Genomic DNA, 21,103 nt, shown 5'->3' on the forward strand with positions numbered 1-21,103 from the left:
AATTCCCTTACCCTCCTATCACCAAGATATTGCCATCGGTAAAGTAATCATGGTCATCGTTTAGAACCTCGGCTCTCGCTAAGGGCTGTTGTTCTATCGATAACTGAGGAAGGTTTTGTCTCACTTGCAGTTCTAAGTTGTCACGCTCTGCATCAACATTCGGATCAATGTTATGCAAAATCGTCACAATGCCTGAGTATGGCGTTAGCTTTAATCCGTTGTCATAGCTGATCGCACCTAGCCACTTCGTCTGTTGGGTCACTGGGTCTACTCCTGCTCGCCACCATCGAATATGACTGCGTTTCATCAGATTACCAGGTAACTGAAATGCCATATCTTGTGGCTCACCTCGCCAATACAGATCGGAAACGGGCGGCGTATTTTCTTTTAGCAGTGTTAAGTAACCCGCCCATTCAATCTCGTTACGAGAAAAGGTTTGATTCTCGAGCCAACCAAGCTCACCCATCAGTTCTCGCGGGCTCTCACCTATATACACAACGTTAATTGCTTGTGCGTCATAAAAAGAAGACTTCCCCGGAAACGCCTTGTATGTAACCGCATCTAAATGTATCGCCAACCTCGCCAACTCTGAAGGTTGCGTGTTAAAGTCGTCGGCTTTCCAAAAGAAGTGAGCATAGTTTGCGTATAGCAGCCAAGCCACCAGCAGTGCACTCGATTTAAGCATCACTTTTCGCCACCTAAGTCGACGAGCAAGAGTGGCAAACACACCTACTAAAAACAGACCAATCAACAAGCTCTGATGCTCTAAGATCAAGGTTTGAACCCCTTGCAACATCGGGAAATGCTCTAGGCCATGAGCCAGTAGTGCTCCCCAAAAGATAAACTGACCACCACCCAGTATCAGACCAATGGTCGACAGCAGTGAAAACTTATGCCAAGAGACCCGGTGCGATCCAGCGATAACCGGCACAACCCAAGCAATAGGGCCAAGCAAGCGTGCAAACAGAATTATGTAGGTTCCCTTTCTGGCGACAAGGTATCGACAGCGCGCTATCAATCGCCTAGTTTTCGGTCGATGAGCCATCAACTTTCTCTGTGCCTGAAAACCCCATTTCGAACCAATAAAGTAGCTAAGTTGATCACCGATAAAGCCACCCAACATTACCCATACCAAGGCCGACCATACACCAGAATAAGCTTGATACCCTGCAGCAATGAAAAACGGCTCACCCGGTACAAAAAGATTGGGGCCGATCAGCGCATCACCTAATGCGCCTAAAAACAGTCCTAGTCCCTCAAACATAGCGATACCTTTCTGATTATTGCTCTCTGTAGTGGCCGAACTGGTAGTTCATTTCGTTGTTGCGCATTTCGCCTTTGAAGAATCGACGTACGTTTGCCTTAAGGTAAGTCATACCAGTTTCAACAACGCCATCTTGGTCTAAACGTCTTGGGTCAAAACCAAATGTCATATTGAGGAAACGGAAACGCCATGTTTTGCTGGCTCTCTTCACGTAGTCACAGTCTTCGCACAGTACAATCTCTTCATCGAAGCCACCTATCTCCTGATGAACACGCTTAGTCGAGAAAATGCAGGCACCAATAGCCGTTGGGAAAAAGAACTGGGTTGCGAATAAGCCAATGTTAAACAAGCCGTATCCAAACTTATGTACTAAAGGTAAACCTTTCGAGCTCATGTAAACGCCTGCCACTTCAAGCTTACGCTCATCGAGTTCGTACAAAGCTTTAGCTAAGAAGTTTCTTGGCAGTGCCACATCGGCATCTAAGAAAAGAATACGGTTGTATTTCGCGAGCGAAGCGCCTGTATTACGACCTAAACTCACACCTCGCTCTTGCATATGATGAACAGTAAGGGAAGGTAACGCACTCTCATACGCTTGAGCGACCTCTCTGGTTTTGTCGTCGCTATTTGAATCAACTACGATAACTTCAAACTCTTGATGCGTCTGAACACTCAGTTCTTCCATTAGACGCCCAATGCGCTTCTCTTCGTTTAACGTGATAACTACAATGCTGATCGGTTCCATAAATCCACCTATTACGTTCTGCTGTTTAAGTAGCAATAAGATTAACTAGGTACGCCTTAACCAACCCTTAGTTTGGCATTCATATTCCGTTCATTAACGTGATGATTTGATGAAGGTTAAAATGGATTTGGTGACAGTGCTGAAAACAGATAAAATAGCAAAAACGAGCACTTCCGGTGGTTTTCTCTACAAACACACCAATTTGCTCGTTTATTTTATTTCCAAGTGGGGATCTTGCTTGCTCAATCATGAATTGAGTGTTAGTATCCGCGCTCGCTCAAACATGAACTTGTTTATGTTGAGCATTACCACACACTCAAGGTCGCATTGAGGTGTGAACTTAATTTTTACTAATTTGAGAGTAAAACTATGAAATTCGAAGCAGTAGTACGTACTGAACTAGGTAAAGGTGCGAGCCGCCGCCTACGTCACGCTGGTCAATTCCCAGCAGTTGTTTACGGTGGTGAAGCAGCGCCAGTTTCTATCGCGCTAGTACACGACGACGTGATCAACCAAATGGATAAGCCTGAATTCTACGAAGCAATCACTCTAGTGATCGACGGCGCAGAAGTTAAGGTTAAGCCACAAGACGTTCAACGTCACGCTTACAAGCCAAAAGTTGAGCACATGGACTTCATCCGCATCTAATTCCCTACCAAGGAATTAGTTGGATAAATCCAACCTTTTGCATAAAAGATAAATCGACCTTACCAATCGATAAATCTAAAAATTCGAAACCCCGATGCTACCAACATCGGGGTTTCACCGTTTTTGAAGGGTACAAAAGCCCTATTGCCTTCATCTAACAAGACCAGCTCCCAGAGCCTTGCCCTTCAACCATTTCCACACCCCGTGCTCAAGCGTAACTAAAACAAACACACTGCAAACCGAAAATGCCAAGTGTTGTGAATCCATCTTGAACGCTTTGCTAGGCTACTGATTCTCAGCTATACGCCACAGCACACCACTTGGATCGGTAAGGCAAAATTCGAGCATTCCCCAAGGCTGCTCAATAAGTTCTGTGACCTTTACACCAAACTCATTGTCTAGATTGAGTTTTAAAACATGCGCATACCAACTTTGCGCACCTTCAACTAAGAGGTGCATCATAAAGTTGTTGCTGTGAGCAGGTTCGTAAAAATCTTGAAGCAAGAAAGAACAAGAGCCTGATTTGAAATATGCAATTCCGTCAAACTCAGATGCCATTTCAAAGCCAATAATCTGATAAAAGCGCTTGGAGCATTCAAAGTCTTTAGCGGGAACAAAAGACTTTATTTCTACGGTGTTCAAGTTTTCCATTTCCATCTCCATTATGTAGCAACTGCTTGTAGCCTAACGCAGCGTTTAGGGGTGAGCAACACAATGCCGAAGTTCCTGCATTGCACCTTAAACACCAAAACCAGCGTAAACCACAATTGCCAAGCGTTACGAATCAATCTTAAACGCTTGGTTATACGAATTTTTTAACTCTGCTGACTGAATAGTTGTGGTAATGAGCTCTTCAAAAAGCTCTAACTGCCCAGCTGGGATTAATTGATTCTGAATAGCTTTTCGTTTACCTGAGTCAAAAAGCCGCTCTGCCAACCAACCAATGAGATACATCAGTGAAAGGCAGCCTCCGGCAGTGGCTATGTTACCTTCTACCACTAAAGGCAGATCCTGAACGTCTCCTCCCATCTTTTGTAGAACACTTTTAGCGTCTGGATTCGTGGTTAATGACTTACCTTTCAGTAGACCGAGTTCATTAAGGATGAATGACCCAGCACAAATCGAACCAATTAGCTGTTTCTTTGGGTCAAGGTTCAATGCTGACATAAATTCAGCTTCTTTCATCACTGCTGGAATACCACGTTTACCACTAGTGATAAGAACGACATCTTGGTTAGTCACCTCTGAAATATGTCCGTCAGTTCTAACTTTCATGCCAAGCTGGGATTGGTGTTCTGGTTTAGTTCCTAGTATGCTGACCGTCCAACTATCGGTTGTCCTCCCAAGCAAATCATACATAAGAAAAAAGTCTACATCTGTGAAGTCATCAAATATAACAACGCCAACTTTGTACATAAATTTCTATTCCTTTCGCTGACCTCATGAATCGCATAATGCCACATTAAAGTGTGAACGAAGCTTGGCTATACTTGAGTGCAGCGAAACTGCCAAGCGCTGCGAATCCCTCAGAAATGCTTGTTAGTTGCACAACGTGCACTGAATTTTTTGTTTATTTTCAGTGATGTATTTTATGTCATTTAGATAGGCTTGAAGATGACCTTGCTCTATGTTTTCAGCAAAGGTTTCATTACCACTTTCAGCTTCACTGCGCATGAACAAAACTAAAGTCTGTAATCGCTCAATCATTGCGTCCGCTAGTTGATTTCTTTCGGACTTAGTTGCACCGTAACTATCACAGAACAACTTAGCTCTAGTTAACTGCTCAGAAGTTGTGCCTAACTTATCATTGCTGTCAGTTTTGAAAGGCGACCAACAATATACTGAATATGCTAAATCCCATATTCTTGGCGCAGGATGCGCAGTATCAAAGTCAAATACACCTACAACTGTGTTCTCGGAGAGAGCAACATTGTATGGGGTAAAGTCACCATGACAGATAACCTCGAATGGCTCTCTCGGTTCTAACATCCATCGATGTGCATTAACATCAGTTTGCTCCAAGAGTGAAACTGTTGAGTCATGTATTTTACGTAATAATTTACCCGCAGACATGAGTGCATCATTTGTTGCGATTGCGCCAACTAGTGGATAATTGTAGGTATTACCTGCGACAAAACTTAAGATTTCTTGGTTTTGATTGACACCTAAAAACTTTGGAGCCTCATCTACTTTTGCTCGTTTAAGATGTTTCAAAATAAGGTGAATTGTAGAACTCCATGGCTGAAGAGGTCGGTAGACAACTTCACCATCTCGATATATTGCAGATTCTCTTCCGCCTAATAATTCTTCCACGATACCTCCCTGTGCAACCAACGCCATGCTAAAGGGTGAGCAACGCAATACCGAAGCCCCTGCATACCACCTTAAACACTAAAACCAACGCATAGTAAAAATGCCACGCGTTGCGAATCTGTCTTGAGCAGTTTGTTATGTGCGTTCTATAGCGAACTCCGCCAGATACGTACCAATATCTTCATGGCTTATATAGCAATCAAACAACCTAGCTTTCTCTATGTTGTTATTATAAAAGTATTTAGGAGCAATTAGGATGGTTTGGAAGTCTGTATAGCTCTTGAACTTATCTTTGTTCATCCACTGTTTAGCTCTTTGCGAATACATTTCCGCTTGATATTCCGTAAAGTGCCCGTCGGATAATTTGTTCTCTATGTGGAAAGCAACCCTACCACCATCTTGCCCCTCAAGCACCACCAGAATATCTGTTTCAGATTGACGCCTTTCGGTCACCTTACCATTAGTTGCAGGATCAAGCCTTTCGAAGTCAATTGTTCCCCAAGGATGGTCTGAACGAGACCACAGGTACTTGTATCCACCACTTCTAAATTTTGTCTGATGAACGAACCATCTCAGAAAATCAGGATTATTTTCAAATGCATTATTCAACACAGCATCTAACTCTTTTTCTGTGAACGTCACCATTTAACCTCCAAGCGCATAACGCCCAATTCTTACGAACAACCTCATAATTTTCTTATAAAACAATGAGTAAACGCGCACCGCTCATTCTAATCTAATGAGTTTCGCCAAAAAGCCACCTGATTAAATGGATTTAAGAGGGAACCCTAACGATGCGCGACGTTCAAATTCTACAGCAAACTATTGAAGAGCAATGCCCTAACACTTACAAAAAACGACTGAGATCTCTAATACTTGCTACTAACGCCTTCATCAACGGCTCTGATCTAACTCTCACCAAAATGGGACGAGCTCTCAACACATCGTCGAGTACTCTCCATACCTAGGCTTGGTAAGAAAGTACGTTGTCACCGGATATATCGAATACAAGAGTCCTAATATCATTGGGCAATGGTGGAATATCAGTGCCTCACGCACACTTGTGGGTTAGGTGAATTGTGAGGGGATCCGCCAGTGCCTCGTTAAGGGGCAGCAACGCGCTGTCACCAAACTTCAATTTACCACCCTAAACATCAAGTCACCACACGTTGACTATCCTTCCTGAACGCTTTGTTATAGCTCAGCGATATGCGACAGAGTTTCTGGATGACGCTGAACCAGTTTTAAAAGGGTTACAGCTTGCCCATTTGGTGCGCTACGCCCTTGTTCCCAGTTCTCTAGTGTACGAGATGAAGTATGCAACAAACGAGCAAAAACACCACGAGACATATTAAACTGCTCTCGAATGCTCACGATTTCATCAGGTGAGATATTTAACTCACTGATGTCGTTAACTTGATAAGTTTTAAGGGTAAGCTTGCCCTCTGAATGCTCTTTAGCCTCAACAAGTGCTGAGCTTAACTCTGCAAATAAATCACGATTGCTCATTACGCCACGCCTCCATAAAAGCCTTTAGTTGTTTCTTTTGGTCTGCGGTTAAGTCCGACATTTCATTCTTGCCGTAAATCGTCAGCAAGTAGAAACGACGCTTTTCATCGAGGAAGTAATAGATAACGCGAGAGCCACCACGCTTGCCTTTACCTTTACTTGCAAATCGAACCTTTCGCAAACCACCTGTACCTTGAATTACGTCCCCCTGTTTCGGGTTGGACATTAACTCAGCTTGGAAAAGTCTAAACTCTTCATCACTGAGGTATTCACTACGGTACTTTTCAAATATAGTTGATTCGACGAATACACTTTTCATGCGCAAAGTATACGCAAGTGGCGTACAGATAGCAAAACTATACGTGATTAACGTAGTTATTGTCATTTGAGGTGCAGATCTGTAGTGAACTATATATGTGAGCAACGCAATACCGAAGCCGCCGCAAACCACCTAAAACACTAAAATCAACGCATATTAAAAATGCCACGTGTTGCGAATCACTCCTAAACAGTTTGTTAGCACTCATTACCAAAGGCTATTGCTTACCCAACAAGAATTTACGCAAATCTCTCTCTACACGCATAACGAACAGAACAAACACTTTGTCACCGTCTTGTTTATAGAAAACACGACATGGATTAACGACAACTTCACGATAACTTAAATGTTCTAGCTCGGGTGGAATACGACCTGACTCTGGGAAAGTTTGTAGGCGTTCGACTTTGGAAAAGATCGTTTGTACTAACTGCTTTGCAGCTACGATATTTTCAAGTGCGATGTATTCAGCGATATCATTGAGGTCAGATAACGCTGGTTCAGTCCAGATTACTTCAGCCATTTCGACATTTTGTCCTTGGCTTCATCATGACTTACCACTTTACCATCAACTATTGCACGCTCACCTCGTGCAATACCCTCAAGAATAGCTAAACGATTTTGCATAAATTCGTAATCATCAACATCAACTAGATAAGCAGATGGCTTACCATGCTCAGTAATTAACACTGGTTCTTTGGTGTCATGGAGATCGGCGAGGATCTTAGTTGCTTGACGTTTGAGTGATGTAACTAGTTCTACTTTCATGGGAGCTGCTCCAAAGGAATACTAAAGTGATACTATTCTATCACTTTAGTATAGCAAGCTCCATGACGGCTAACGAGCCTGTTAAGGTTTAAGCAACGCAATACCAATGCCGCCGCATACCACCTTAAACACTGAACGCAACGCATAGTGAAAATGCCACGCGTTGCGAATCGCTCTTAAATGATCCAAGGCGGTCGTGCTCAAGTTCGCACAGTTTTATACATGGCAATGATATCTGCCATCCAATGTAACCCTGTTTTTAAGACGACTTATGAACGATTACTTGCGGCAGGAAAACCAAAAAAAGTAGCGATAGTTACCTGCATGAGAAAGATGGTTGTGATCTTAAATTCGATGCTAAGAGATGGTGTTATGTGGGATAAGGATAGCGCCAAAAATTAACTATTGACGCCATAGTCTCTTGTTATGCTCGTCTTCCAATTAGCTCCAAAATGTCTTGTTTGATTTCATCAGAAAGGCGTTCAAATTGTTCTTGTGTTACCAAGTTTTCTTCACACATAAGCATGAGTTGCATAAATGCCTTACTTCTAGAGTGACCATCAAAGATAAGCTTCATTTGCTTTTCAGATGCTTTGGAAAACTGGCACATGAAATGAAATCTTTCCCCTGCTAACTCTGACTCGTCAGTAATAGTATTAATAACTTCCGTCAGTTGCCTTGTGCAATACAACTGAATAGCTTCCTTTTTGATCTCGCAAAAGACTTTCCAATCAGACTCTTTGATATTCATTTCAGCCTCCATAAAGTTCCATTTTCAGCATAGAGCATAGACATAATGACCCCCATGAGGTGCTAGCCTCCAATATCGTGGGTTAGCTAAAAGCCAGAGCCATAATTAGTGCGTCAAACAACTAAATTTGGAGGCTAGCATGAGTAAAGATAGCATAATTTTCATTGGCTTAGATACGCATAAGTCATTTATTCAAGTCGCTGTTTTACAAGAACATCGAGGGGCAAACCCACAACAGTTAGGCCGCATTAAATCCAATAAGTCCGCACTAATTAAATTGGCCAAACAACTGCAATCCAAGTATCCCAAAGCGACTCTGCACTTTGTCTATGAAGCGGGGCCATGTGGTTACTGGACTTATCGCTTGATTACGAGCCTTGGACACTGCTGTTATGTCGTCGCTCCATCGTTGATACCTAAGAAGCCTGGTGATCGAGTTAAAACTGACAAGCGAGATGCAGTGAAGCTCGCGAAGTTGTTAAAAGCCGAAGAGCTTACACCCATCTATGTACCGGAAGCCGAGGATGAAGCCATTCGAGACCTCTCACGTGCCAGAGAAACGGCCATGAAAGATCTCAAAGACGCAAAGTTCCAACTCAAAGGCTTTCTTCTTCGCAATAATATCCAAGCTACGGTGAATGATAACTGGTCTAAAAAGCATCTACGGTGGCTGACCGACCTCATTCTTCCTCACCATAGTCAACAAATCGTCTTACAAGAGATGATCATCACTATCAATGAACGCATACAACGCCTTCAACGACTCGACAACGAACTGCTCCATCAGGTTAAAAACTGGCGATATTATCCTGTAGTGAAAGCCATACAAGCTATGCGTGGAGTGAGGTTACTCGTAGCTCTCGGCACAATAGCTGAACTGGGTGACCTACGACGGTTCGACCATCCAAGAAAACTTATGGCTTACCTTGGACTTGTACCAACAGAAAACTCTAGTGGAGGTAAACTCGCCGCGGCAGTCTGACAAAGTGTGGTAACAGTCGGGCTAGACGGTTGCTCGTTGAAGGCGCACATACCTATAAGCACAAAGCGAACATCTCTGTAGAGCTTCAACTAAGGCAAGAAGGACTGCCTAAAGAGATCATCGATATCGCTTGGCAAGCCCAGCAAAGGTTATGTCGTCGTTACCAACGACTGCTGCAAAAAGGTAAACACCGAAATGTCGTTGTTGTCGCCATTGCAAGAGAGATGATCGCCTACATCTGGGCGATTGCGCGTGAAGTTGTCATCAGCGACGTAGATCCTAAAACACGAATCGCTCGTTTACCGGCATGAAGAAAGAATTAGTGTTATCGCATTGGATAAAGCATCGGGAGTGGCACAAACACCGACGGCGTTAGGACGGCAATATAGCTTCGGCTATATTGAACCACGAGCATAGACTGAAGACAGGTGCTACGACGGAACAAGTAAGGTAGGCTCTACTCATCAAACGATGAGCAATCCACGTATATCAGCATGAGAACCGACGACATTACTTGCTTCATCTATGTGATAACACTATCCCCTAAATAACAAGAAAGGCTCTATAAATGCGGGAGCAGAAACTTCTACGCTCTTATTGACAGTGGGGGTCATATCAACGCCCTGTTAAGGTGTGAGCAACGCAATACTGATGCCGCCGCATAATACCTGAAACACTAAACGCAACGCATAGTAAAAATGCCACGCGTTGCGAATCACTCTTAAACAGTTTGTTAGGGCTTTTTAACAGGCTGCTCGATCTTAGACACTTCACTATCTTGCGAAGTACTATATTTTGCGTAGGCTAGCTGCCCTGCTTGTGCAAGCGTAAAAATAACAGCCAAAAAACTCAAAAGTTTCACCACTGGCTTCTCCATATGGTTGTTAAGCTTTTGAGACAAGTTATAGTTAGATACTTTTACCTTACCTCTCTGTAGTAAGAAATACATCGATTGAAACCAGTAAACCTTTGACATTGTTGACTTATGGAGCCTTACAAACTCTTTGTCTTCAAAAGCTTTAACCTCTTCTTCACCACTTAGGTTATCTCGATGGTTGCCATCGTTTAAGTTTTGAAGAGTTTTCATCCTTGGGTGAGCAATACTGTCTTTGCCATACTTTTCAATAATCAGGCTAGACAAATTGTGCTTGCTTGCATCTTGGATTCTGACACCTCTTTCACCTGATAGAACTTCATATCGGTGTGACAGCGCCTCAAAACCATAATTGATATTGGACATATTCCAATGTAACCACAATGCTCCATTGTTATCACGCACAAAAGAGTAAAAATCAGCCAACATTTGCTTTTCTAATTCATTGTAGTTGTCTGCAATTTCATCTCTACCAATGTGCTTTTTTTCAGCCACTAAATGGATTGAAAAACTATGCATGGTATGGCTTTGAAGATGCAACACCGCGATTGAGGTTACACGAGGGGAGATGTTTTCATTGTTGTCGTTGAGGTTTTCGCACGAATAATGAATTACGTAGATATTGTGCTCATTCGATTTGAGGAACTTGAGCTTTTCTTTAATACTCAATGATGTCACCCGTATAAACTGTTTAGCGGAAAACCATAATTATATCATTACTTTCCATCTGTTGAATATGATGACGAGAGCCCTAACGCCGTATTAAGGTGTGAGCGGCGCTTGGCTATACTTGAGCGAAGCGAAACTGCCAAGCGTTGCGAATCACTCTTAAATGCTTTGTTAAGTGTTTCATTCGTATGCAGATTGCTTGTACAAGTTTAAATGTTCTTTTCTCAAAAGCATTGTTTGCGGTAAGTTGTCAAAAAGTGCATATCGTTCAGCTAGAGGTTTGAACTTCTCTCGACCATGCTCGGAAAGACAATTGTAAAATAGCAAAGCTAGTTCTTGATCTGATAGTTGTGAGCGAACAATTCTAATGTAAGTAGTTTTCTCCACATTAGCGTCGTCAATAAACCTAATAATATTGTAGAGGAATCTAAAGTAATGCCCTAACTCACTCTTGTGTGCCCCCCAAAAACTGCCCCACGCTCTATCAAGCCTATAAGTTTCAGAAGTTTCGTCTGTATATTGATAACCTCTTCCTACTCCTACATTCTCAGCTACTTTCTTGTACCTTTCGAAAAATACGTTAATACAATCTCGACCAAGTGTGGTTTGTTTGGACTCTTTGTTATAAATATCAATAGCCCCTAGTATCTGTTGATGAAATGATAACATATTGAATAGAGTTTGTTCGAATGACTGTTTATCAGTTACTTTATTCTGCCTGACTAGCGCATCAGCTGTCCTTTTGGCTTCTGCACGAGTTTCTCTAAGCTCTCGATTCTGCAAAACTATCGTTAATAGCAACCCCATAAACGTAAGAAACGTCAATATTGGATTAAGCACTCCCCCAAAAAAGTCACCCCATTCACCAAATGAACTTTTACCTATAGCGAAGAGATTGACCAAGAAAACCGTTAGAACGGCATAACATGCAAAAACAAATAGTTTAAATAAGCTTTTAGTAACTCCACCGCCTGAAATCCCGACAAATTCCACAAATCTTCGGTAAGCTAGCAATGTAAACTTAGCGTGAGCTTTTTTTATACTTTCAAACATATTTCAATCTCTAAAAATCAAGAAACACTTAACGCCCTGTTCTTACGAATCCCCTCATAATTTCTATATAAAACAATGAGTAGACGCACATCGCTCATTCTGATCTAATGAATTTCGCCAAAAACACACCTGAACAAATGGATTTAATAGGGAGCCCTAACGATGCGCGACATTCAAATTCTACAGCAAACGATTGAGAATCAATGCCCCGAAATTCACAAAAAACGACTTAGTTCTCTGATACTTGCAACCAAAACGGTTCTTGATGGCTCTGAACTAACACTCACCAAAATTGGAAGAGCTCTCGACACTGATACCACAGTGAAACATGCTATCAAACGTATCGACCGATTACTTGGTAATAGCAATCTACACCGTGAAAAAGAGTCCATATATAAATGGCATGCCTCCTTCATTACCCGTGCCAATCCTTTTCCCGTGGTTCTGGTTGATTGGTCGGATGTTCGAGAGCAACTGCGCTATATGACATTACGCGCTTCAGTGTCTGTTAAAGGTCGTGCCGTCACGCTTTATGAGCAGGCATTTGAGTACAAAAACTATAACTCACCCAATAGCCACCAACACTTTCTCGATAAGCTGCAGTCTTTACTCCCAGAAGGTTGCACACCTATCATTGTTTCCGACGCAGGCTTTAGAAATACTTGGTTTCGACAAGTCACCAACAAAGGTTGGTTCTGGGTTGGACGTGTACGTGGTGAAGTCTCGATTAAGTGTGGCGAAGACTCATGGCAATGGAATAAAACGTTTTACCCTCAAGCAACAGATAAGCCGCAGTTTTTAGGGGAAAGCCAACTGGCTAAACGCTCACCGCTTAAGTGCTTTGCTTACTTATATAAGAGTCATCCCAAAGGCAGAAAGGCCCATCGGCACAGCCGAACGTGCCAAAAACACTCGGCAGGAAAAGTGTTCCATAAAGGAACAAAAGAGCCCTGGCTTCTGGTCACTAATATCCCCAACCATGTGCTTAACGGCATTAAAGTAACCCGTTTATACGCCAAAAGAATGCAAATTGAAGAGTCATTCCGAGATCTAAAAAGCCCAGCCTACGGATTGGCGCTCCGCCATAATCGAACACGTTGCACCAAGCGCATTGATATCTTATTGCTTATGGCATTGATGGCCGAAATCATCATGTGGTGGAATGGCTTAATCGCCATGCAAGCGAAATGGCATTATGACTTTCAAGCCAACACCATCAAGCATCGTCGGGTACTCTCCATTCCAAGGCTTGGTAAGGAAGTTCGTTGTCATAGAAGATACCGAATACAAGAGTCCCAATATCAATGGGCAATGGTGGAATATCAGCGCCTAACGCATACTTGTGGGTTGGGAGAATTATGAGGGGATCCGCCAGCGCCCTGTTAAGGTGTGAGCAACGCTATACCTATGCTTCCGCATACCACCTTAAACAATAAACGCAACGCATAGTAAAAATGCCATGCGTTGCGAATCACTCTTAAACAGTTTGTTATGCGCAAACGAGCCTACAACTCAGCATATATCTCACGCATATGTTTATCACCTTTCTTGTACCCCGGCGGATTATCTTCAAACACATCATTAGTAACAGTTAAGCTAGATATGTCATCCACGATACATAAATCCCATTCATGACCTGGGGTAACATGACCGCCTTCTGTTTGATAGCAACGCAAAACTACATTGCCTTTTCTTGATTCCCCAATTGCAGCAGGCTGTGCAACTCGGTCGTAACCGCTGTAGGTAAAACGAATTTCAAGACGCTCATCAATAGCATCCATTAACGTTTGGATCATGTCCTTTCCTCTTTGTGTAATAAACCAAAGAAGAGAATAAACTAAAGAACTAGATACGTATGAGATCAATTGCGCATAGACATAATGACCCCCACGAGGTGCTAGCCTCCAATATCGTGGGTTAGCTAAAAGCCAGAGCCATAATTAGTGCGTCAAACAACTAAATTTGGAGGCTAGCATGAGTAAAGATAGCATAATTTTCATTGGCTTAGATACGCATAAGTCATTTATTCAAGTCGCTGTTTTACAAGAACATCGAGGGGCAAACCCACAACAGTTAGGCCGCATTAAATCCAATAAGTCTGCACTAATTAAATTGGCCAAACAACTGCAATCCAAGTATCCCAAAGCGACTCTGCACTTTGTCTATGAAGCGGGGCCATGTGGTTACTGGACTTATCGCTTGATTACGAGCCTTGGACACTGCTGCTATGTCGTCGCTCCATCGTTGATACCTAAGAAGCCTGGTGATCGAGTTAAAACTGACAAGCGAGATGCAGTGAAGCTCACGAAGTTGTTAAAAGCCGAAGAGCTTACACCCATCTATGTACCGGAAGCCGAGGATGAAGCCATTCGAGACCTCTCACGTGCCAGAGAAACGGCCATGAAAGATCTCAAAGACGCAAAGTTCCAACTCAAAGGCTTTCTTCTTCGCAATAATATCCAAGCTACGGTGAATGATAACTGGTCTAAAAAGCATCTACGGTGGCTGACCGACCTCATTCTTCCTCACCATAGTCAACAAATCGTCTTACAAGAGATGATCATCACTATCAATGAACGCATACAACGCCTTCAACGACTCGACAACGAACTGCTCCATCAGGTTAAAAACTGGCGATATTATCCTGTAGTGAAAGCCATACAAGCTATGCGTGGAGTGAGGTTACTCGTAGCTCTCGGCACAATAGCTGAACTGGGTGACCTACGACGGTTCGACCATCCAAGAAAACTTATGGCTTACCTTGGACTTGTACCAACAGAAAACTCTAGTGGAGGTAAAACTCGCCGCGGCAGTCTGACAAAGTGTGGTAACAGTCGGGCTAGACGGTTGCTCGTTGAAGGCGCACATACCTATAAACACAAAGCGAACATCTCCGTAGAGCTTCAACTAAGGCAAGAAGGACTACCTAAAGAGATCGTCGATATTGCTTGGCAAGCCCAGCAAAGGTTATGTCGTCGTTACCAACGGCTACTGCAAAAAGGTAAACACCGAAATGTCGTTGTTGTCGCCATTGCAAGAGAGATGATCGCCTACATCTGGGCGATTGCTCGTGAAGTTGTCATCAGCGACGTAGATCCTAAAACACGAATCGCTCGTTTACCGGCATGAAGAAAGAATTAGTGTTATCGCATTGGATAAAGCATCGGGAGTGGCACAAACACCGACGGCGTTAGGACGGCAATATAGCTTCGGCTATATTGAACCACGAGCATAGACTGAAGACAGGTGCTACGACGGAACAAGTAAGGTAGGCTCTACTCATCAAACGATGAGCAATCCACGTATATCAGCATGAGAACCGACGACATTACTTGCTTCATCTATGTGATAACACTATCCCCTAAATAACAAGAAAGGCTCTATAAATGCGGGAGCAGAAACTTCTACGCTCTTATTGACAGTGGGGGTCATATCAACGCCGCGTTAAGTGGTGAACAACGCCAACCACCAAACTTAACCCATTGTACCTTATACACTTAAGCTGACATGAACCAAAATCGCCAAGCGTTGTGAATCCGCCTTAAACGCCTTGTTATGTTCACATTACTCAAATAGTATGCCCACATTTTTGGCATTCGATTTTTCTATCTTTTAATGATTGCCCAAAGTTTGATTTCCCACAGTTGTCGCAAAACTTAGCGCCACGTATATTCATAAAAGTTATTAGAGATACAATGGGAACAATTACAATCCAGAATTGATGATTAACAAAGCCCTGCAAGTGTACAATGAACAAAAATAAAGCCCCTGTCACGACAGAGAATAATGGATAGTATTTCCTCTTAAACTGTGCATTTTTATTTATATAGAACAACACAAAACCGAGGAGTGAAACACCTCCCCAAACACCAAAAGCTATTAGTACTTTCTCATCCATTTTCACTATCCATATTGTGTACATAACAGCTATATTAGACAGAATAATTCTGCACTTAAATACAGAATTATTCTGTCTAGTATCTTAATGCCATAAACGATACCCCGTTTTTATGCAAACTAACAGTAACTTAAGACCTACAACCCCCTCCCCACATCCCAAAATGCAGAATTTTTCTATATAGCATGAATTGATGTGCCAAACTGAAGAACATGTATGTATAACCAGTTATAGCTTAATGAAAAAATCACCATTTTTATCGTATATACAAGAATATATGCTTGGACGACACTATGCCCTTCGCACAACGGAGGCTTACATTTATTGGATTCACCAATACATTCTTTATCATGATAAAAAGCACCCTAAAAACTTGAATTCCAGGCATGTAGAAGATTTCCTAACGCACCTCGTTGTCAACAAAAAGTCAGCGAGGAAAACACAAAGTCTGGCCCTCAATGCATTAGTTTTTTTATACAAAGAAATTATTCAAAAACCCGTAGAACTTGATATGCAATTTCGGCGTTCAGATAAATCAAGAAAATTGCCAACAGTCATGACTCCAGAAGAAACTGGAAGGCTATTCAATCACTGTTCACCTAACTACAAATTACCTTATCAACTAATGTATGGATCAGGGCTGCGTTTAATGGAATGTCTGCGCTTACGTATACAAGATATTGATTATGAATATAACTTAGTGCGAGTATGGCAAGGGAAAGGAGGCAAAAACCGCATAGTTACAATAGCACCAGAGCTATTTCCCGCTATCAAACAACAGCAACAAAAATCCGCAAGTTACTATCATCAAGATATGAATGATCCGGTTTTTTCTGGCGTATATATTCCTGAAGCTCTCGCTAGAAAATACCCAAACGCAGAAAGGAGCCTAAATTGGCAATTTCTCTTTCCCTCTAATCGTTTGTCACCAGATTTACAAACAGGCGAGCTACGTAGGCACCATATTCACCCCACAGCGCTTCAAAAGCACATTAAGATAGCAGGCCAAAAAGCCAACATTGAGAAAAATATCTCGTGTCATACTTTAAGGCACTCATTCGCTACGCACCTTCTTCAAAGCGGAGCGGATATCAGAACCGTTCAAGAACAACTAGGGCACACAGATTTGAAGACAACGCAAATCTATACTCACATCATTGATAGAGGCGCCAATGGCGTTGTTAGCCCACTATCAAGAATATTTGTAAAATAACAACAGATGAAATTCGGATTCCGAATTCTAAAATGACTTCATAATTACGAAACAAGGCACGATCGCCTGCTCCGTGGCTGAGATGTTTAGTCATACTCAAAACTCAATAACTGGATATCTAACAAACACATATTTAAAACAGTGGATTGCAGACTTACTACTCTCTACTTCGAGCTTTCTAAAAGAGTACACTTTGCGTGACCATGCAAGTTGTTAGTATCTAGGTTGGATTACATTCCCTAAACCCATCATATCAACATCACTTTACTAAACATCTCTTGGCGCGAACATAATAATCGCCATACCTAACATAGCTACGCATGCGCCGACAACATCCCATAACGTCGGACGAATCCCATCCACAGCCCACAACCATAAAATTGCGACAAATATATAGACACCACCGTAAGCCGCATAAACTCTGCCTGCAGCCGTTGGGTGTAAAGATAGCAACCAAGCAAAGAGAGCGAGAGACATAGCGGCCGGCACCAAGAGCCATATCGATTTGTCTTCTTTTAACCATAAATAAGGTAGGTAACACCCCAATATCTCGGCAATAGCTGTGACAAAGAAAAGCCCTATCGTCTTCGATTCTAACAAGTTAATTTCCTATTTCTTCTGTAGGCACTATTGTACGCTTCACCCAATTTCCACTATCGCTTTTATCCGAACCGACTTGGTTCAAGCATCTTTATAAAGAGTAAACTCTACTTATTCTCAGTAACTGGTAAATTAAAACAACTAATAAAATAGCATCTGAAAACAAAAATGCACTGGTTTGCGTTTGCATTACCAGTGCATCGAAAGTTTTTAAAGTAGTTTAGCGAGAGGCCATTGCGCCTTTGCCTACACCTTCGTAAGCGACAATCTGAAGAGACTGACTATCGTTGAGACTTGGCTTTACTTGGTCAGCAATATAGCCCGCCAGTAACTCAACCGTTGTGTCCGTTGGTAAGATTTCAGTTTCGCTCTTAGCAATGGCTAGCTCGAACTCACCTTGCGGAGCTGTGTAACGGAAAGCATAGTGGCTTTCATCTGTTACAGCTTGTGCATGCTCACTCAGGTTAAGCGCGTCTAGCGTTGTCACATCTTCTTGTGAACCGAGGTAGATATCTTCCCAGCGTTTTGCAAAAGCCTTTTCTCGCTCTGCATCTCTTGCACCGTCAACCAGAATTTCAACAGGTGAACGGTGACCATGAGCAATACGTTGGCAGTTGCCGTCATGTTTCTTAAGGCCGTGAGTGTAGTGGTAAAACGCACCGTCAATCTTCTCGTGGCGAAGGGTGATTTCTAGACCAGAAACATTACTCGGTAGATTATCACGCAGAATATCGTAGACATGTGCTGTGATACTTTCGATGGTGATCGCTTCAGCATCAATCAAGCAGTACGCTTCATCTGGGCATTGCAGGTGAATGCTCTTATCACCACGCATTACGTCAAGCGTTGAGTAGCCCGGTTTGGTCGCGTTGTGAATGATGGATGGATTTTTCATTGGCACCAGCAAGCGATGGTCAACATACTCATCAACAAGGTGTTTGATCTGCTTTTTTACCCTGCCGAAATCTAGCACCATGCTCATTTCATTGAGCTCGCCAGACATGATCACATCTAAAATCCAACTATCTCCCACGACTCCTCTGCGTTCACAGATGTATGAAGAATCGATAACGGTAAGATCTCTTACAAATAGGTTCAAGTTGAACTCCTTACTATTAATGAGATACGGGAGGCTGATTAACTTTTCAGCAGACACTTCGTCTCATTGCTTAGGTTGAATGAAATTGGAGACGCAGGATGGTACAACCGCTTGGTAAAGTCCACCTTTTTAACGCGCCTCTCATTAGAAAAGGCCAATCTCTGTACGATTTTCAACAATGTGTCGATTGAAGCCTAGTCCAGCGTCTGCAAATGAGCACAATCTCGCATTTTATCGCTACTTTCAGTGAGGATTTACAGCATTGACGCGATAATAGTTAAACGCTCATTGCGCCTTTGATCACCGTCTTCGCGCTCCCTTTAAGCTTAATGCGATGATTAGATAGCACTTCTACGCTAACATCACCGCCTCGCTTGGATGCTTGATAAGCCCTCAATGAATTTTTACCCAACTTCTCGCTCCAGAATTGACCTGAGGCACAGTGGGCTGAACCTGTTACTGGATCTTCATTTACCCCAACCCAAGGGGCAAAGTAACGCGAGATAAAATCTAAGTTCTCGTCATTTGATAGCGCTGTAACTACAACTCCTCGCCCTTGAAGTTGCTTCATTGCGTCGAAATTAGGTGTTAGATCGAGCACTGCCCTTTCACTTGGGAGTCGGATAAAGACCTTAGAATCAAACTCGCCATAAGCTTCAATGTCTTGAACTTTAATGCCTAGTGCTGCGGCTAACGGTTCGTTGATCTCTAAGTCGAGCTGAAGTTGAGTTTGCGGGAAGTCCAGCTCTATACCATCTTCCAGCACAGCTGCTGTCAATGGGCCTGATAAGGTGTCAAAAGTGACTTGTTCTCCTACACGCAAATCTCCACGCTCAACTAAAACATGGGTCATAGCGAGTGTGCCGTGACCGCACAACTTCACTTCAATCTCAGGCGTAAACCAACGCAGGTTCATATCATGTAATGTAAGAAATGCCGTTTCTGATACCGCCATTTCTTGCGCGATAGCAAACATCAAATCTTCACTTAATGGCTGTTCGGTAATACAAACACCGGCAGGGTTACCTTTAAAAGGTGCCGAGGTAAAAGCATCGACTTGGTAAATATCTAGATTCATGTAACCTTCTTTTCCTTGAAACGGTTTACTTCTATTTTTGGCAATGACGAGACTTACAAGAACTTCTCTATCAAGACCTCATCAATGTAAACATCGCCTACTTTTGCGTGTTTTTTGGCTGTGCCCACCACTTCAAAGCCTTGGCGTATATATGCGGCTAATGCACGTTCGTTGTCAGCACGCACATAAGCAAACAGCTTTTCATAGCCTTTTTGCTTCGCCACTTCGAAAGTCGATTGGAATAGTTGCTTTGAAACACCTTTACCACGGCTTTCGCTATCCACGAAGGTTCCAATAATACCCACATGATCAAAGGCTTTGGTGTATGAGGCAAAAGGTTCAATATTCTGAAAGGCGATAACTTTATCGCTATCCTTGTCTACCGCAACCGTAAACACGCCTTGTTTGGGGAAATTTACGATAAAGCTCTTCTCTTCTTCGACAGAAAAAGTGGTATCGAGAATGGTATACAGACCTTCTTCGATAATCGGATTGAGCACTTCAGTAATGCCTTGCGCATCTTCAACGTTGACTTGTCTAACTACTAGGGTCATGCAATTACTCTCTTATTATTATCAAGAGGCTTGTTGTACATCAGTTACATGGCTACAGCAATCTAATGAATTGAATATGCGATATTTTTTCTCGCGAACAGACTCAACTGATCACTATCTAGACGGTGCTGATTTAATACCTATTACCGTTGTAGACTCACCGACACCATCACTGTAAATGCTGGCACACAGGTATGCAGTATCAGGAAATCGATCTAGAAGCTGATTGGTCGCATTTTCGTATTGTGATAACTCGGTAACTCTATGAGCGAGGTGAACGCCACCAACTACTTTTCCTAGGTTCTGTACATCGAGAAAGTCACACGCTGAACTGTGGCTATCAAAAGCAAAAAGAAAATCACTGCTTTCGGACAAGCTGCGTAGGTCGACAACATCGAGGTTATTCGGCATTTCATGTGATTGCAGCTTTGCGATTAAGTTCTCAATAACCCGAGACACAGCACTCATATCATTAGAGGGGTTATCAAACACCAACAACAAAGTATCTGAGATCTGGCATAGCTCAATCAGGTGTTTGGACTGGTTAAGGTCATTAGAAGAAACAAATAACGCGTCCAGTTTTTTACTGTTCAACACAGGTTCTGTTAGTTCGGATTCCGACAAGAGATTAACATCTGTAGAGAATTGATTGTTTGGCGCGTATATCGCAATGTTGAGTTCGTCTAATTCCATCTCAATGGGGTCAAACATGGGCTGATTAATCTCCTTTTATAAGCAATGCACAATAAAGAAGATTGCCACCTCATTA

The 21,103-nt window shown here is 42.6% G+C and carries 24 protein-coding genes and 2 pseudogenes; 6 read left to right on the plus strand and 20 right to left on the minus strand.

Annotation, left to right across the window (positions count from 1 at the left end):
* Positions 1–7 precede the first annotated feature (7 nt).
* The gene (locus vsple_RS08310) at positions 8–1,264 is read right to left on the minus strand and encodes an LssY C-terminal domain-containing protein (protein WP_261881717.1); all 1,257 of its coding nucleotides are present in this window, start codon (positions 1,262–1,264) and stop codon (positions 8–10) included.
* Positions 1,265–1,280: 16 nt separating this feature from the next.
* On the minus strand, positions 1,281–2,009 hold the full coding sequence (locus tag vsple_RS08315) for a glycosyltransferase family 2 protein (RefSeq protein ID WP_261881718.1): 729 nt from the start codon (positions 2,007–2,009) through the stop codon (positions 1,281–1,283).
* A 369-nt stretch (positions 2,010–2,378) separates the two neighbouring features.
* On the opposite strand from vsple_RS08315, the gene rplY reads away from it, so the two are divergent.
* Positions 2,379–2,657 carry a 50S ribosomal protein L25 gene (rplY, locus tag vsple_RS08320; protein ID WP_255230512.1) on the plus strand — a complete coding sequence of 93 codons (279 nt, stop codon included), beginning with the start codon at positions 2,379–2,381 and terminating at the stop codon, positions 2,655–2,657.
* A gap of 285 nt (positions 2,658–2,942) precedes the next feature.
* Here the strand turns inward: rplY and vsple_RS08325 are convergent, their stop codons facing one another.
* The 8 genes from vsple_RS08325 to vsple_RS08365 all read right to left on the minus strand — a co-directional run bounded on the left by vsple_RS08325 (position 2,943) and on the right by vsple_RS08365 (position 7,563).
* On the minus strand, positions 2,943–3,308 hold the full coding sequence (locus vsple_RS08325; RefSeq protein ID WP_261881719.1) for a VOC family protein: 366 nt from the start codon (positions 3,306–3,308) through the stop codon (positions 2,943–2,945).
* Positions 3,309–3,434: 126 nt separating this feature from the next.
* Positions 3,435–4,073 carry a DJ-1/PfpI family protein gene (locus vsple_RS08335; protein ID WP_261881720.1) on the minus strand — a complete coding sequence of 213 codons (639 nt, stop codon included), beginning with the start codon at positions 4,071–4,073 and terminating at the stop codon, positions 3,435–3,437.
* A 123-nt stretch (positions 4,074–4,196) separates the two neighbouring features.
* Positions 4,197–4,970, minus strand: coding sequence for a phosphotransferase (locus tag vsple_RS08340; protein ID WP_261881721.1), 774 nt, complete (start codon positions 4,968–4,970; stop codon positions 4,197–4,199).
* A 135-nt stretch (positions 4,971–5,105) separates the two neighbouring features.
* The gene (locus vsple_RS08345; protein ID WP_261881722.1) at positions 5,106–5,615 is read right to left on the minus strand and encodes a hypothetical protein; all 510 of its coding nucleotides are present in this window, start codon (positions 5,613–5,615) and stop codon (positions 5,106–5,108) included.
* 549 nt (positions 5,616–6,164) lie between these two features.
* Positions 6,165–6,479, minus strand: coding sequence for a helix-turn-helix domain-containing protein (locus vsple_RS08350; protein ID WP_255230510.1), 315 nt, complete (start codon positions 6,477–6,479; stop codon positions 6,165–6,167).
* Positions 6,466–6,798 (minus strand): type II toxin-antitoxin system RelE/ParE family toxin, encoded by a 333-nt coding sequence (locus tag vsple_RS08355; RefSeq protein ID WP_261881723.1) that lies wholly within the window; start codon positions 6,796–6,798, stop codon positions 6,466–6,468. Before vsple_RS08355 ends, vsple_RS08350 begins: the two co-directional genes overlap by 14 nt.
* A gap of 217 nt (positions 6,799–7,015) precedes the next feature.
* Complete coding sequence (locus vsple_RS08360; protein ID WP_255230509.1) at positions 7,016–7,318, minus strand: type II toxin-antitoxin system RelE/ParE family toxin; 303 nt, start codon at positions 7,316–7,318, stop codon at positions 7,016–7,018.
* A complete protein-coding gene (locus vsple_RS08365; RefSeq protein WP_261881724.1) occupies positions 7,306–7,563 on the minus strand; it encodes a type II toxin-antitoxin system Phd/YefM family antitoxin in 258 nt (85 codons plus the stop codon). The genes vsple_RS08360 and vsple_RS08365 overlap by 13 nt, the downstream gene beginning before the upstream one ends.
* A gap of 183 nt (positions 7,564–7,746) precedes the next feature.
* On the opposite strand from vsple_RS08365, the pseudogene vsple_RS08375 reads away from it, so the two are divergent.
* Positions 7,747–7,965: pseudogene (locus vsple_RS08375) on the plus strand (IS110 family transposase); the annotation flags it as partial.
* A gap of 22 nt (positions 7,966–7,987) precedes the next feature.
* Here the strand turns inward: vsple_RS08375 and vsple_RS08380 are convergent.
* A complete protein-coding gene (locus vsple_RS08380) occupies positions 7,988–8,314 on the minus strand; it encodes a hypothetical protein (protein WP_261881725.1) in 327 nt (108 codons plus the stop codon).
* 139 nt (positions 8,315–8,453) lie between these two features.
* Between vsple_RS08380 and vsple_RS08385 the strand changes: the two are divergent.
* Positions 8,454–9,607 (plus strand): annotated as a pseudogene (locus tag vsple_RS08385) (IS110 family RNA-guided transposase).
* A 422-nt stretch (positions 9,608–10,029) separates the two neighbouring features.
* On the opposite strand, the gene vsple_RS08395 reads toward vsple_RS08385, so the two are convergent.
* On the minus strand, positions 10,030–10,839 hold the full coding sequence (locus vsple_RS08395) for a hypothetical protein (protein ID WP_047111987.1): 810 nt from the start codon (positions 10,837–10,839) through the stop codon (positions 10,030–10,032).
* 180 nt (positions 10,840–11,019) lie between these two features.
* Complete coding sequence (locus tag vsple_RS08400; protein WP_261881727.1) at positions 11,020–11,892, minus strand: putative phage abortive infection protein; 873 nt, start codon at positions 11,890–11,892, stop codon at positions 11,020–11,022.
* A 162-nt stretch (positions 11,893–12,054) separates the two neighbouring features.
* Here vsple_RS08400 and vsple_RS08405 point away from each other — a divergent pair, with 162 nt between their 5' ends.
* Complete coding sequence (locus vsple_RS08405) at positions 12,055–13,254, plus strand: IS4 family transposase (protein ID WP_261881668.1); 1,200 nt, start codon at positions 12,055–12,057, stop codon at positions 13,252–13,254.
* A 143-nt stretch (positions 13,255–13,397) separates the two neighbouring features.
* Here vsple_RS08405 and vsple_RS08415 read toward each other — a convergent pair whose 3' ends face one another.
* The gene (locus vsple_RS08415) at positions 13,398–13,688 is read right to left on the minus strand and encodes a hypothetical protein (RefSeq protein ID WP_025634527.1); all 291 of its coding nucleotides are present in this window, start codon (positions 13,686–13,688) and stop codon (positions 13,398–13,400) included.
* Between the two features lie 178 nt (positions 13,689–13,866).
* On the opposite strand from vsple_RS08415, the gene vsple_RS08420 reads away from it, so the two are divergent.
* Positions 13,867–15,021 (plus strand): IS110 family RNA-guided transposase, encoded by a 1,155-nt coding sequence (locus tag vsple_RS08420; protein WP_261881728.1) that lies wholly within the window; start codon positions 13,867–13,869, stop codon positions 15,019–15,021.
* 439 nt (positions 15,022–15,460) lie between these two features.
* On the opposite strand, the gene vsple_RS08425 is transcribed toward vsple_RS08420, so the two are convergent.
* Positions 15,461–15,790 (minus strand): hypothetical protein, encoded by a 330-nt coding sequence (locus tag vsple_RS08425; protein ID WP_043886944.1) that lies wholly within the window; start codon positions 15,788–15,790, stop codon positions 15,461–15,463.
* Between the two features lie 238 nt (positions 15,791–16,028).
* Here vsple_RS08425 and vsple_RS08430 point away from each other — a divergent pair, with 238 nt between their 5' ends.
* Positions 16,029–17,003, plus strand: coding sequence for an integron integrase (locus vsple_RS08430; RefSeq protein ID WP_261881729.1), 975 nt, complete (start codon positions 16,029–16,031; stop codon positions 17,001–17,003).
* 267 nt (positions 17,004–17,270) lie between these two features.
* Here the strand turns inward: vsple_RS08430 and vsple_RS08435 are convergent, their stop codons facing one another.
* From vsple_RS08435 to vsple_RS08455, 5 genes are all read right to left on the minus strand, one after another.
* Positions 17,271–17,603, minus strand: coding sequence for a YnfA family protein (locus tag vsple_RS08435; protein WP_261881730.1), 333 nt, complete (start codon positions 17,601–17,603; stop codon positions 17,271–17,273).
* Positions 17,604–17,823: 220 nt separating this feature from the next.
* Positions 17,824–18,702: a 6-pyruvoyl trahydropterin synthase family protein gene (locus vsple_RS08440; protein ID WP_261881731.1), complete on the minus strand. Its 879-nt coding sequence runs from the start codon at positions 18,700–18,702 to the stop codon at positions 17,824–17,826.
* Positions 18,703–18,979: 277 nt separating this feature from the next.
* Positions 18,980–19,780 (minus strand): PhzF family phenazine biosynthesis protein, encoded by an 801-nt coding sequence (locus vsple_RS08445; RefSeq protein ID WP_261881732.1) that lies wholly within the window; start codon positions 19,778–19,780, stop codon positions 18,980–18,982.
* Between the two features lie 53 nt (positions 19,781–19,833).
* Positions 19,834–20,334 (minus strand): GNAT family N-acetyltransferase, encoded by a 501-nt coding sequence (locus vsple_RS08450; RefSeq protein ID WP_261881733.1) that lies wholly within the window; start codon positions 20,332–20,334, stop codon positions 19,834–19,836.
* 114 nt (positions 20,335–20,448) lie between these two features.
* The gene (locus vsple_RS08455; RefSeq protein WP_261881734.1) at positions 20,449–21,045 is read right to left on the minus strand and encodes a hypothetical protein; all 597 of its coding nucleotides are present in this window, start codon (positions 21,043–21,045) and stop codon (positions 20,449–20,451) included.
* Positions 21,046–21,103: the final 58 nt, after the last annotated feature.

Origin of the sequence: Vibrio pelagius, assembly GCF_024347575.1 — a bacterium.
Lineage (GTDB): Bacteria > Pseudomonadota > Gammaproteobacteria > Enterobacterales > Vibrionaceae > Vibrio > Vibrio pelagius.